This window comes from Brevibacillus sp. Leaf182 (genome assembly GCF_001423865.2).
Lineage (GTDB): Bacteria > Bacillota > Bacilli > Brevibacillales > Brevibacillaceae > Brevibacillus > Brevibacillus brevis_C.
On record NZ_LMPN02000024.1, the window covers coordinates 212,022 to 225,798 of the forward strand.

General features: G+C 48.1%; 12 protein-coding genes and 1 pseudogene. 1 reads left to right on the forward strand and 12 read right to left on the reverse strand.

Going from position 1 to position 13,777, the window contains the following annotated elements:
• Positions 1-49 precede the first annotated feature (49 nt).
• The 12 genes and pseudogenes from ASG16_RS17265 to ASG16_RS17320 form a co-directional block, all read right to left on the reverse strand.
• The gene (locus tag ASG16_RS17265; protein WP_056489598.1) at positions 50-1,570 is read right to left on the reverse strand and encodes an FGGY family carbohydrate kinase; all 1,521 of its coding nucleotides are present in this window, start codon (positions 1,568-1,570) and stop codon (positions 50-52) included.
• A gap of 24 nt (positions 1,571-1,594) precedes the next feature.
• Entirely contained in the window at positions 1,595-3,064 is a 1,470-nt protein-coding gene (locus ASG16_RS17270; RefSeq protein WP_056489600.1) for an APC family permease, read from the reverse strand.
• Between the two features lie 24 nt (positions 3,065-3,088).
• Positions 3,089-3,859, reverse strand: a complete 771-nt coding sequence (locus tag ASG16_RS17275; RefSeq protein ID WP_056489601.1) for a DeoR/GlpR family DNA-binding transcription regulator — start codon at positions 3,857-3,859, stop codon at positions 3,089-3,091.
• 19 nt (positions 3,860-3,878) lie between these two features.
• On the reverse strand, positions 3,879-4,343 hold the full coding sequence (locus ASG16_RS17280) for an SRPBCC family protein (RefSeq protein WP_056489603.1): 465 nt from the start codon (positions 4,341-4,343) through the stop codon (positions 3,879-3,881).
• A 27-nt stretch (positions 4,344-4,370) separates the two neighbouring features.
• Positions 4,371-5,210 carry an NAD(P)/FAD-dependent oxidoreductase gene (locus tag ASG16_RS17285; RefSeq protein ID WP_056489605.1) on the reverse strand — a complete coding sequence of 280 codons (840 nt, stop codon included), beginning with the start codon at positions 5,208-5,210 and terminating at the stop codon, positions 4,371-4,373.
• Positions 5,207-6,622 (reverse strand): NAD(P)/FAD-dependent oxidoreductase, encoded by a 1,416-nt coding sequence (locus tag ASG16_RS17290; RefSeq protein ID WP_056489607.1) that lies wholly within the window; start codon positions 6,620-6,622, stop codon positions 5,207-5,209. The genes ASG16_RS17285 and ASG16_RS17290 overlap by 4 nt, the downstream gene beginning before the upstream one ends.
• Positions 6,623-6,789: 167 nt before the next feature.
• Positions 6,790-8,832 carry a methyl-accepting chemotaxis protein gene (locus tag ASG16_RS17295; protein ID WP_056489609.1) on the reverse strand — a complete coding sequence of 681 codons (2,043 nt, stop codon included), beginning with the start codon at positions 8,830-8,832 and terminating at the stop codon, positions 6,790-6,792.
• 213 nt (positions 8,833-9,045) lie between these two features.
• Positions 9,046-9,633, reverse strand: coding sequence for a DedA family protein (locus tag ASG16_RS17300; protein WP_056489611.1), 588 nt, complete (start codon positions 9,631-9,633; stop codon positions 9,046-9,048).
• A 241-nt stretch (positions 9,634-9,874) separates the two neighbouring features.
• Positions 9,875-10,270 carry a hypothetical protein gene (locus ASG16_RS17305; RefSeq protein WP_056489613.1) on the reverse strand — a complete coding sequence of 132 codons (396 nt, stop codon included), beginning with the start codon at positions 10,268-10,270 and terminating at the stop codon, positions 9,875-9,877.
• An 865-nt stretch (positions 10,271-11,135) separates the two neighbouring features.
• Positions 11,136-11,555 (reverse strand): annotated as a pseudogene (locus ASG16_RS31630) (DUF4280 domain-containing protein); the annotation flags it as partial.
• Positions 11,556-11,808: 253 nt separating this feature from the next.
• Positions 11,809-12,015: a YqgQ family protein gene (locus ASG16_RS17315; RefSeq protein ID WP_015892550.1), complete on the reverse strand. Its 207-nt coding sequence runs from the start codon at positions 12,013-12,015 to the stop codon at positions 11,809-11,811.
• Entirely contained in the window at positions 12,012-12,410 is a 399-nt protein-coding gene (locus ASG16_RS17320) for a hypothetical protein (protein WP_056489615.1), read from the reverse strand. Before ASG16_RS17320 ends, ASG16_RS17315 begins: the two co-directional genes overlap by 4 nt.
• Before the next feature lie 22 nt (positions 12,411-12,432).
• On the opposite strand from ASG16_RS17320, the gene ASG16_RS17325 reads away from it, so the two are divergent.
• Positions 12,433-13,770 (forward strand): MFS transporter, encoded by a 1,338-nt coding sequence (locus ASG16_RS17325; RefSeq protein WP_370444401.1) that lies wholly within the window; start codon positions 12,433-12,435, stop codon positions 13,768-13,770.
• Positions 13,771-13,777: the final 7 nt, after the last annotated feature.

A 13,777-nucleotide genomic window follows, 5' to 3' on the forward strand; every position in this document is an offset into this window, starting at 1 on the left:
TCCGCCAAAAGCATTATGCTCGCTTTGGCAGTTGGTTGCTTTTTTTACGTTATCCTTCGCTTACCTGTAACAGAAGGTGAACCGCCTTGTTCCAACGCCCACGCAGTCTATTCCTCACTGCTTCATCAAGTGTCGGTTCATAGCGACGCCCTACCTTCATTCGCGCTTCCAATTCTTTCACCGACCACCAGCCGCACGCTTCCCCGAGTAGAAACGCAATCCCCATCGCTGTTGTTTCATTGATCTGCGGCACCTCCACCGGAACACCCAGCAGGTCTGCCTGAAACTGCATTAAATACGGATTATCCGTCAAGCCGCCATCTACCCGCAAAACGGAAATCTTTTGTCCGACTGCCTGTTCCATTGTGACAAACACATCCGCTACACGGTGAGCGATCCCTTCCAGCATCGCTTTTGCCAGTAGCGGTCGGTCAGTATGCTGGGAGAGTCCGAGAAACACCCCTCTCGCCTCCGAGTTCCAGTACGGTGTGCCGATCCCATTCAATGCCGGGATAAATAAAAGGTTGGTTGGGGCTTCTCCCTTGTGCAGTTCTTCATACCACTGCTCCGACCATCGTTGCAGTTCTTCTATATCCTGATACAGCCCAAGCTGCTCTTTTCCCCATTCAACGGCTGACCCCGCCGCATAAATCGCGCCATCAAGTGCATAAGTATGTTGCGCCCCGCGTTTCCAGACGAGCGTCGTCAAAAGTCCGCTCCCGTTCGTAGCAGGCGTCTCGTTTCCGACGTTCATGTAAGCGAAGCAGCCCGTGCCATACGTACATTTGGACATACCCGGCTCAATGCAGAGATGACCGTAAAGGGCCGCTGGTTGATCCACCTGACTGACAAGAATCGGTGCTTGGATGCCGCAAAATTTATCCGGATTCGTCCTACCAAAAGAACCAACTGTTGGACGAACCTGCGGCAGCCAGTCTTCCTCTATTCCCAAATACCGCAATATTTCCTTATCCCATTTCCCCTGCCGATGAGCAAACAACAGCGTTCGGGCAGCAGTGGAAGCATCCGTTACATACGAGGCGCCTCCTGTCATCTGCCAGATCAGCCAAGAGTCAAGCGTGCTGCAATAAGCCTGCCGCTGTCGGATCTTTTCTTGCACCAGGGGCACTTCCTCCATCATCCACCTGATTTTCGTCGCAGAAAAATACGGGTCAATCAAAAGTCCCGTTTTCTCGGCCACCTTCTGTGCCCATTCGCCATCCGCCTTCCAACGCTCTGCGATTTGATCGGAGCGACGGCAGGACCAGACAACAGCCGGATAAAGCGACTCTCCGCTTACCGAATCCCAGAAGAGGACCGTTTCCCCCTGATTGGCCAGGCCTACCGCTTCCACCTGCTCAGGTTCGGTACGTCCCTTGAGCAGCACGTCGGCCACTCCCATCAAGACCTTTTCCCAGATCTCCTCCGGGTTATGCTCCACCCATCCGGACTGTGGATAATATTGCGTGTGCTTCTGATAGCTTTCAGCAGCAACCCGTCCATGGTGATTTACCAGCAGCACCTTGGTCCCAGTTGTCCCCTGATCAATCGACAGCAAATACTTCTCCATACTGCAGGCTCCTTTTTCATTATTCTAGGCGGAATGATCTTCTTTCTCTTCATCAAATCCGAATGTTCTGTCTTTTATGCCGATACGGCCCTCCATAATCCCTTTGCGGAACAGCAGATGATACAAAATGACACCTATAGCCAGCAAGGTAACTGCCACGATCGCTACGCTATGGAAATTTTCCGGAATGGTCAGGATGCCAATTTCAAAGATCAGCCATGCGATCGCAAGGAAAGTGAGCGGTGTGCGCCACTTGCCCAGGTCAAAGTACTTCGATTTGGGCAGTTCCTTGCGCTTCCATGCATAAGCAGCAATCGTTGTCAGATAGAGAAGGGCTGGCAGTACCGAGGTGGCTCCTACCAGAAGGGTCAGGGAATCGGCGAATAATACAGCGAGAATGCCTAGCACTAAAACGAGTAAAACGGCGTTTGTTGGTACGGAAGTCTGAGGTGATACCTTCTTGAAGACGGAGGAAGCGAAGAATACATTGTCGCGTGACAACGCATAGATGAGTCGGGAAGCGGAAGCCATGATGATCAAGCCGCACGCGAAGATGGAAATGAGGCAAAGCACCAGAAAGAAACTGGATACAGCGGAGCCAAGACTTGTTTGCAATATGTACGGAATCGGATTCGCTGCACCGAGTACAGTCGGCAGATCCGTAATGGCAACAGAAATCACGATCAACAGCAAGAAACCAATCACACCACTCAGTAATACGGATAAAATCATGGCACGAGGCACCGTTTTCTTCGCATTGATCGTCTCCTCGGAGAGATTCGCAGCAGCCTCGAAGCCTACCAATGTAAAGGAACCCATCAGGGCAGCCATGATAAAAGCACCTAGGTACGAGCCGTCCGATTGAGTCGCAGCCGTACCGATATCGGTCAGCATGCTCCAATTTGCCCCGTTGTACATCACAACTGCTCCCAGCACCACAACGATCCCAACCATACCGATCACTTCGGTGTACACGGCGATATCATTAATGCGAGTAGCCAGCTTCACTCCAAAAATGTTTAATAAGGCTTGTACGACTAGCGTACCAATCACGATCCAGACTAGTGTCTTGGAGCCTGTATCCCAGCCAAACATCTCGGCAATGATGGGAGCCAGCGCATAGTCGACGGTTGGAACTACGATAACGAGAAAGCAAAAGGCAATCCAGCCAGCAAACCAACCCAGCCCCGGGTTAGCGAGACGTGTCACCCATTGATAGGAATAGCCGCTCAATGGAATTCGTCCAGCCAGCTCTGCAAAAATAATGGCTACTAACAAATGCCCAATGGTTACAATCGGCCAGGTCCAGATACCAGCCGGCCCAGCTGTACTAAGCACAAATCCATAATTGCTAAAAATGCCTGTGGTAATGGAAATAAAAGAAAACGCGACGGCAAACGAACTGAACAGTTTTAATGTCCGTCTCAATTCTTGCTTATAATGATACGTTTGCATATCTTGCGAATCATTTGCTTGTACCGATTGTTTCACCATGGATTGCCTCCCTCACCATTTGCTTTACACGGATGTCTTAGCAACGATGACTTGCAATCCTTCCTGAGCGAGTCGCCCAGCAAGAGATTGGGGTAGTTCCTCATCTGTAATGACTACGTCGATGTCGGATAGCTCTGCCACCCTCATAAAAGCGGTTACATTTATTTTGGAATGATCAATCAGTACATATGTTTCTTTGGCGTTTGTAAGCATCAACTGCCTGATGTCTGACTCGCCCACATGGTAATCCGTAAAACCAGTTTCTGCTGCCAATCCCCCCACACCAATAAACGCTTTGTCCACAAACAAGCCCTCGAGGCTTTTCCTGGCGATCGGACCGGACATGGCCAGATCCCCTGCGCGCAATTCACCTCCACTCATGATCACCTTCGCATCCGGGTGATGAGATAGTTCCAATGCCACCAATAGCGCATTGGTTATCACCGTAATCCCCTTTTTATGATAAAGGTGTTTGGCGAACAATTGTGTCGTCGTGCCCAAATCAATATAGATTGCGTCGCCGTCCTCCACCAAGGAGGCTGCGGCGACCGCAATCGCCTCCTTCTCCGCCAAGTTTAATCCACTCCGCTTGGCATAAGGAGGCTCCACGTTGGTTTTATTCAGAATAGCGCCACCATGCACCTTCTTGAGTAGTCCTTGCTGCTCCATTTCATACAAATCCCGCCTGATTGTTTCGCGTGTCACCGTTAATCGGCTGCATAGCTCTGCAATACGAACGGATTGATTTTCTTGTAGCATTTGCAGGATTAGCTGCTGTCTTTCTTCTTGTAGCATGGATGATCACCATCTTCTCTTAATTGTAAATCTCCTGACTAGACTGGAACAGGGTCTGGACGTTCGTCGCAAATTCTTCTGCCTTTTTCTTCACAGTCCCCTTCATTAGTATATCTCCTAACGATGCCAGTCGCCCTGTCATTTGCAAATCCATCTCGTATTGCACTCGTGTGGTTCCAGGCTGCTCCTCTTTTAGCTGAAGGTGCAATTGATTGCGGAAAACGCCTGCCAACGCTACCGGTTGTCCGGTCATCTCCACTTGCAGCGCTTCTCCGTCTACCGCTTCTTTTAATTCCCCCGTCACGCGGAATTGAATCGTCATAAACTGTATCTTCACTTCCATGTTCGCTTCATAACGGGTGGGACTGCTCATTTTTACTTCTTTGCAGCCTGGTACGCAACCTGACAGCTTTTCAACATCCATAAAGACGGACCATACATCTGCTTTACTTGCTTGAATCGTAAACGAGTCGGATAGCTTCATCGTAAACTCTCCCTTCTGATGCTCGTTTTACAAGAGGTGCTTGGCTGTTTCTTTTGCCCATTCCAACGAATTCGTGTGATCATCGTCGCCAAGGCAGGTACAGCTTCCTGCTGCATAAATATCTGGCAGATTCGTTTTCCCTGTGGCATCTACGATAATCGCACCGGTATGATCTCGCTCGATTGGTGTTCCTTTCAAGAAAAACGTGCAAGGCACCCGACCCTTTGCAAAAATGAGCGTATCGCACGCCACTTCGTCTATCTCGTCCGTCATCCGATTCCGCAGTTGTACTCCTTCTACCCGAGACAATCCCTTGATAGAGGTAAGCTCCCAATCTGACTCAGCATATTTGACCAGATTGCTCGTCTCTTTTTCCAGAAGGGTCGCTGTACTGCGAGAGATTCTGCCATTCTCGATCAACACAATCTTGCGCCCCGGCTGATATCCTCGCTCTATCAGCTGCATCGCCATCATCGGGGTCATGACTCCTGCCGGACGTGTCCCCGGGATTTTATGCGCCTCACGCGGTTTTTCCAGTGAGCCTGAGGCGATCAGTACCTTTTTTGCCTCAATAGAATAGGTGCCCATCGGCGATTGGACGTACAACTGATGCAATTGACCGTTTCCGCCTGGGAAAAAACCGACGACTGTTGATTGTTCGTGAATCTCGTAGGGAAGCGACGCGGCTTTATCCAGAAGCTCCCGTTCTGGAGCAAACTCGTCTGAGCTCCAATACGGTAAGGTGAAGCCACCTCTTCTCTTCTGGTAATCGATCATCAGAACAGAGCTGACTCCTCCTTCCCACGCTGAAAGGGCTGCCGTCAATCCCGAGATTCCTGCTCCAATGATCACCAAATCATACCTCATGCCCGCTTCTCTCCTTGTACGACAGCTAGATAAGAGTTTCTTACTCCTTTTAAAGGCTGCTTCCCGGTGTGTTCAGGATAGGTCTCGGCCATAACATCGATGATTTTGGGAATACAGCAGTTTCCTTGGCATTCTCCTAAGGTGGCGCCCGTCCGTCGCTTTACTCCATCAATGGTCTGCGGGGTGAGGGGACGCTTCAAGGATTGGACGATCTCACTCCGGGTAATGGAGCGGCACAGACAAATGATTTCTCCTGTTTCCTGCTCCTCTGAAAAAAGATCCGGCAGGGCATGCTGTGCCTGTTCGTTTGCTTGCAGCTCAAGCCCGGCTTTCTGGAGAGTTTCCGCTACCAGCTCTGCGATGCCAGGAGAAGCAGAGAGTCCGGTGGAACGAATCCCGGCGGCATGAATCATGCGTGGCTGTACAGCGGATGGACGGATGATAAAATCTCCCTCGCTGCAAACTGCCCTGACCCCGGCAAACTGACGAATCGTAGAAAACTTTCGAGAGTCGGGAACCAGTTTCTCACAGCCTGCCAGTACCGATTCCATGCCTGCCTGTGAAGTGGAACGATCCCATTTGTCTGCTTGATCCTCCGCCGTTGGCCCAAGCAGAAAACCGCCGAACACGACTGGCGAAACCAGCACGCCCTTGGAGGTTTTCGTAGGAACAGGCAAGATGATTGAGGAGATGGATACCGCCTCTTCGGTCAGGATAAACTGGCCTTTACGCGGTGAAATCGAGAAGCTCTCATCTCCCACCATCCGGGCAATTTCATCGGACCATAATCCGGCCGCATTCACCGCATAACGGGTCGTGACCGTTTCACCATTTTCCAGCGTAAGGAGCAAGTCCTCTCCATCCGGTACAGTCTCGATGCGGGAGACGCCTTGCCCTAGCACAACCTCCGCACCGTTTAGCACTGCTATCTCTCCGAAGGCTCTGGTGGCCCAGAATGGATCGCAGATCGCTTCACCCGGTACTGCCAATCCGCCTGTTACGTTGCTTGTCACAGCGGGATTCATCTCCAGAATCTCCTCAGCAGACATCCAGTGAACATCTACGTCATTCGCCTTTGCATGGGGAACATAGGTGGTTTCGATGATCTGCTTTTCTTCTTCGTTTGTCGCCACCATGACGGCGCCACATGGAAGGAAGGGGATTCTCAGATTCTCAACCAACATCGGCCATAAGCTGCGGGAGCGGCGAAGGCACTCTGCCTCAACCGTGCCTGGCTTTGCATCAAACCCGGTATGAACAATCCCACTGTTCGCCTTGCTTGTCCCTTCACAAACATCAGGCTGCTTCTCGATTAAAAGCAGTCTCAGTTGATAAAACGAAAGGGCGCGTAATATGGCTGTACCGACTACTCCACCACCAATCACCACAACGTCATACTTATGGTTTTGCATTCTGTTCCACCAGCCTCGGATTTTTTGTTTGCAAAATATTGCTTTAGTTTGCTTTGTGTAGTATTCATTATATTCCGACTTGTATTTTTCTGTCAATAAATGAACTGCTCCCATCGCATGACAGCAGCAGTTCATCATTTTGCATTTTTTTGCAAACAAACAAGTGGTTAGAGGGTGAAACGGTTGATCATTTGCTGTAATTCCTTTGCCATCTGGTTTAGCTGCTCTGCGGATGTAGAGAGCTGGTTCATCGAGATGCGTTGCTCTTCCGTTGAAGCGGCCACACTCGATGCACTTTCGGCAGATTCCTTTGCAATCGAGGACAACTGCAAAATAGATGCCGTCACCTGTTCCGTTGCCGCTGACATTTGCTCCGCAACGGAGGAAATCTCCTGAACCTGATCGGCTACATCCTGGGTAGAATCCATGATCCGGCGGAATGCTTCCCCTGTCTCATGGGCGATCTGGATTCCAGCTTCGACCTCTCGCGTTCCCTCATCCATGGCTTGTACCGCTGAAGTCGTTTCCCGTTGGATTTCGGTAATCAGGTTGGCGATTTGGTTGGCCGAGTCGTTGGACTGCTCTGCCAGCTTGCGCACTTCATCTGCTACCACTGCGAAACCTCTTCCCTGTTCACCTGCACGTGCAGCTTCAATCGCCGCATTGAGTGCCAAAAGATTCGTCTGGGAAGCGATGCTTGCGATTACTTCCACGATCTGTGAGATTTCTGCTGAGCGGCTATCCAGCGAACGAACGACATCGGCAGAATGGCTTACAGATCGGTTGATCGAATCCATCTGTCCTGACACCTTTTCTACGGATTGGTTGCCCGCCACTGCTTCGTTTGCCATATGTTTCGATGACTCGGCCATCGTGGAGGAAGCTTCGGCAATACGTTGAATACCGATCGCCATCTCTTCCATAGCCCGGGCGCTTTCTTCGGCACTATGCTGTTGATTCTCCGTGCCGGTTGCTACCTCTTGGAACGACGAGGCAACCTGACCAAAGGCAAGTCGGGCTTCGTGGGCCTTCTTCGCGGAGGTTTCCGAGACTGTTCCTACTTGACCGGTATAGCCGTTAATATTTTGCATCATTCCGTGCAGATCTGTAATGAATGCATTCACCGCTGTCGCTACGTCGCCAATCTCATCCTTGCGCCGGATTGGGATCGTCTGGGTTAAATCCTTTTTCTCCACCAAGTTCACGATGCTTGCTTTCAGTTGCAACAGTGGACGTGCTACCTGTCGATTGACAAACCAATACAAGAGCACGAGGAAAATACTGATGGAGACACCAAAAATAATCAGGCTGATGTAAAAGTATTGGGTAATCGGTCCGTTAATCTCTGCTGCTGGCATGACAGTAGCTAGCGTCATACCTGTTTCCCCGATTGGAGCGAAGGTAACATATTGCGTTTGTCCAGCCATGGTTGCTTGCGTCATACCCGTAGCGGTTGCTTCTGTTATTTGATTGGCAATATCCCGCAATCCCGTTTCAGACTCGTCCGTTATTTTCACCTGCAAGTTCTTTTGTGCATCGCGATGAGAAACGTAAATACCCGACTTGGAAACGATAAAACCATAACCTGTTTCGCCAACCTTCAGATTTTCGATGCTTTTGTTAAGCTCCGTAAGCCCGATATCCAATGTCGTCGTACCACTGATCTTTCCTCCCACTTTAATGGGCGCAATTGCTGTAACCATAGGAACTTTGGAAATGGGGTCGGCATACGGCTCTGTCCACACATATGGTTTGTCCACCATCCCCGCCTTGTACCAATCCTGTGCGAGATAATCATAGCTGCCGTCACTGTAAGCCGGATCGAGCTCTACCTTGTCGTTATTGCGGATAGCATACCTGCCATACAGCTTTTGCGAGCTGTCGAAGCTGTATGGCTCCATCCAAAATCCACCACCCACAATCAAAGGTTCAGATGCTACGACATCGACCAGCGTCCCTTCCATTTGCTTGATTGTTTCCTTGGAGCCATGCGAGACAGAATAAGTGAGTGTTTCCGAGAGCTTGCCTGTCTTGTCCAGCATCCCATTCAGATAAGCCGCCTCTTTGGCTACCTGCATTTGTAGCTTTGCTTCTACTTCATTCGAGATAATTTGCTCAAACTGGAGAAAACCAAACACTAGCTGAAGAATAAAAATACCGATGGTGATGGCAGCCAAAATGGTTACCAACACATTTTTTATGCTCCTCATGCAAAAGCCTCCAATCACACAGTTTGAAAAAATGGAAATCTATAACACGACGACATTTGGTAATCTACCCCATTATTACCATTTGTAAACTACTTCTTTACAAACTTTTCAAAACATCAGAACATAACGACAATCCATCCACATAACAAAAAGGCACCTCCCATCCAAAAAGCTCGTGGATAGTAGACGCCGCACTCTAGGAATTCGTATCGATTACGAAACAGGTGGTTGCTTATTCGTTCTCGCTTCTTTCATTTCAGCAAGACGCTGCAATTGGCGAATCATGAGGAACGAAAACACTGCGAAACAAACAATCGTCAACGTAATTTTGCTATATTGATAAACTCCCCCAACCATTATTTCCAGTTGATCGAAGAACCAATAGCCTGCCACAAAGTAATGCAAGGTCCAAACGATACTGCTCGGCAAAAAGAATAGGAGGAACTGCCGAAACGGCATTCGGCTAGCACCGGCGAGGATCGGCACGATATGACGAATAATCGGGAGAAAGATACCAAAAGCAAGCAGCCAGCCCATTGACCCGCGTAATGCATACAGCAAATCAGCACGAAAGCCCAGATTCCGGGCCATCCAGCCAAATGCCTTCGCTCCCAGCAAGTACCCCGTGCAAGAAACGATGAAAAAAACGGGGTATATGACGGCATATGCTGTAAAAAAGTCCGCTCCTGTATTGGCAACCTGCGCCCCCACGGTCATGACCGTAATCTCATCAGGAATGAATTTTCCCAGCATGCCTGTAACCATCTCCCGGAATAGCTCGTAATACCCTGTAAGCTCCACTTGTGCCGCCTCCTTTCTCTCTGCACTCTATCCTAACGGGTAAACCTTTCAAAAGAAGACAGAAATCCTTAAGAAAAGGATAAGTATTTCTGAAGAATTTCTTACGAAGTGTGCAAAAAAGCTCATTCCTCCTTTGTGTTTAAAGTGGAATGAGCTTTTTAGGTGAATCATGAGGGGTTTTCAAGTTTTTTGTTTGGTTTGGATTGTATAAACTGATCTACATAAAATGATAGAAATTCACTTATTCGTACACAATAAACACTCTATTTCCACTTTGAATTGCTTGCTCTAAAAAGCTAATAATATTCATTGTAATATCAGGGAGAACTGGAATGATATTACTCGATTCTTTTTCTGTAACTTTCTTAACATCAAATGATTTAAACAATTGTATTGCTTTTTCAACATCTTTGATTTCCCAAGGGCTTTCTTCATACCATCCTTCATGAAAGTAATATTCATGTAAAATTCCATCATGAACGGGACGCTGTTGAACCAAGCAATCTAGCAATGATTCAAAATACCCATTCCAAAGCTTGAGCACTTGAACTTCAGTTGATTTTTCATACATAAAGATTATCTCAGGCTCTCCTTCAAATCCAACATAATATAAATCATTTATCACTTCTGATTTCATGATATTACTCCTTCCAATGACCTTGATCTAATATTCTTACTTGTTCAGGTGTAGCGGTTCCCGCTTTTCTAGCAGCTATTGCTTCATACCACTTGTACCCTTCCACCCATTCATTTTCTCCAATTTTATAAAATGACTTTGGCTTTTGTCCTCCACTGCCAGGAATAGTTCTTTGAATTACCCAGGTGTTTCCTTGTTCAACCGGCGCTCCAGAGGTTCTTGTATGCCACCTAACTTCATATTTATATGTTCCGTCATTCCACTTGTAAGTTATTTGTTCGTAGCCATCGTTCATTGACTTTGCTTTCATATTTGCATTTTCAGGTATTTCGATTGGTGCATTCTTTCTATACTCTTTTGCTATATTAAGTTGTTGCTCTTCGCCCATCTCGGAAAATTTAGTATTCTTATTAACATTAACCTTCCTCTTATTTACATTCGCTAACCCATCCCATAAATCCTCAGCATTTTTACTTCTTCCCACCGTAAGTGCCGCTAAAACAATCCCACCGACTGCATCGGCATCGGCGAAATTTAGCTGATCATCCCGCAACGTATTCCAGTCTTCCTGTATTGGCTTAACATAGCTTTCTTGCACAAACACGTTAACACCTTTAGGTAAATCCTCTGCCGCCTTTTGCAAACCTTTTGGCAAATCATTTGCGGCTTTCTCCAAAGCCCCTGGTAGCTCACTTGCCGCTTTTTGCATTGCAGCAGGAACGTCTCCCAGCTTTGATATCCCTTTGACGAAGTTGTCCCACATGGTTGGCTTTTCCTGAGGCTTCTCGCAAGCTGGTCCTTGTCCAAAACCGACATCTGAAGGTCTACTGTTTGCTGACGACTGATTCCCTATCGTTACACCACCTAAATCCTGCCCATCATCTTCAATCTTGATCAGTCCACAATGGAAACACATATTCGTGGATTTGTTCAGCAATGCGGGGTGTCCACCGACTACTTTGTCCGTTTTTCCATCCATCCATGGCATCGTCATCACTGGTGTGCAAGGCATTGGCGTGAGTACACCGTTATTGGCAGCGGTGGCTGAGGCTACAGCGGGATTCTTTAGGCTGCTGCACTTTCCAAATGGCATGATATTAACGTTGGAAACGAAGTCCATGATATTCATTTGCGGCTTCCCTTTTACAAAAACACCATGACTGAATGGCATTTTCAGCCGACTTAACTGACTTCCGCTGCTGCATGATAAAATGGCACCAACAACCACATAACTCTTACGTTCGGCATTCGATTTCTGGACAGAGATACCTTCAATATTGGGCATACAGTCTCCTCCTCTCTGTAAGGGTTCCTATACAGATGGAAGATGCTTGTGCTAAGAGATGACGACCGAAATCCAATCTATATATAAATAAGGAAATAATGCCCACATAATAGATATCGGACACTGAACTAATTAGAAAAAATAGGTAGAAAGTTGCGAAATTACATTTCACTATTGGATATCGCCAATAAAAAAACGTGTTTACCATCTCCCGTATACACACGGCTTGGCAAACACGTTCTTACTCTTTATTCTATTCTCTTCCCTCAGCCTTACGCTTGCTGCGCAACGCTGACATGGCTTCAATGAACTCTTCCTTGTCAATGACATTCAGCTCATATAGCTCCCGAATTTCATCTTCTATCAACAGCAAATCCCCTTCAGGATCGCCTGTATAAATAACCAATCCGAAACGGTGCAGAAACGCCTTCAAATCGAATTCATTCGGGTTTATTTTCAATGAGCTCCCTCCAGATCGATTTCCATCCTTGCGAGGACGGCATCGTAATCAAACTCGACAGCAAAGCCGGTAATGACGATGATCTTCGCGTGTGGATACGCTTCTTGCCACGCCTCCTCCTCTTCCGGTTTCAATCCGACGATATACAAAGGGTCCGCGGACAACTGCGGGTGTTCTTGACACAGGCGTAAAAACTCCTTGCATCTCTCCTGTTCGACAGCCGCATTCAGAACGAGGACAGCTCTCTCAATTTCTCCGGACTCTCTTTGTTTAGCCAGCAACTCAAACGTTTTGACTGAAGGAACAATGGCATTGATCTCAGGAAAACGATCGAGCACTTCATCTAGCCAATCATCTTCTTGCCAGGCCAGGTAGTAAAGCATCGCAGTAGACATGTAACAAACACCTCATGGATATATACTTGACAATATAGGTAGCCATTCTTATTTCTTTTCTATTATAGCACGTCTCGCAATAACTGCCCACGTTGCTGGCTTGACTTCGCCTTTTCCTTCACGTAAGGTGGAAAAAGTAAACAATCCGCTTGAACAGATTTTTGTGCGAAAAGAGGTAGACGTAGTGAATAAGAAGCACCTTGCCCTCTTGTTCTTTATTGCTTTTTTCATCATGCTCGGTTTTGGCATCATTATCCCCATTCTTCCCTTTTTCGCGGAAAAATTGGGTGCGACTTCGTTTCAAATCGGCGTGCTTTTTGCCAGCTACAATATTATGCAGCTGGTGTTTGCACCGATTTGGGGAGCACTTTCAGACAGAATCGGGCGAAAGCCACTCATCTCATTCGGGCTGTTCGGCTTTTCCATCACCTTTATCCTGTTTGGACTAGCTGACAGTTATACAGAAATGCTCCTGTATCGCATTTTGGGTGGGATCGTCTCGGCTGCCGCATTGCCAACCGTAACCGCTATGGTGGCGGATCTCTTCCCTTCAGAGGAACGGGCAAAAGGGATGGGAGTCATTGGCGCCGGGATTGGACTTAGCTTTGTGTTCGGTCCGGTAATTGGTGGGCTCCTCAGTGAATTCGGCTTTGCCGTTCCCTTCTATGCTTCGGGTATCGTGGCGTTGCTTACGTTTTTCCTGATCCTGTTTGCCTTGCCAGAGAGCTTGCCGAAAGAAAAACGGGCGAATCTGCAAAAAGAACAGCGCCAAAATCCACTTGTCTCTTTGTTTGGTTCCATGTCCTTGCTGTACGGTATTTTGTTCACTGTCTCCTTTGCTTTTTCCGGACTGGAAACGACTTTTGCCCTGTACATAAGTGATTTGTACGGCTTTACCTCCAAAGACCTCGGCTATATGTTTCTCGTCATGGGCTTGATTGCTGCCGCGGTACAAGGCGGACTCATCGGAAGAATGGTCAAACAGCTAGGGGAAGCAAGTGTCCTCGTCATTGGGATGATACTTTACGGTATTGGCTTTTTTGCCATTCCACTGTCGGGTAACTTTTGGGTGCTGGCGCTGATTCTCTCGTTATTCGGAGCGGGTCAAGGGATGATCAGAGCGACAGCTACAGCAATGATCACTCAACGAACCACGCAAGGCCAAGGCGTGACGAGTGGGGCAATCAGCTCGATGGACAGCCTTGGACGCATCTTGGGTCCATTAGCTGGTGGAGCGGTTTACCAAGTCTCGCACAGCGGTCCGTTCTTCCTCGGAGGAGTCTTGATGGTACTTCTCCTCCTCTGGTTCGTTAGCAGCTATCGTCGCCTGCCAGAACCAGGCACACAAGTGCAATCGTAAGCCATAC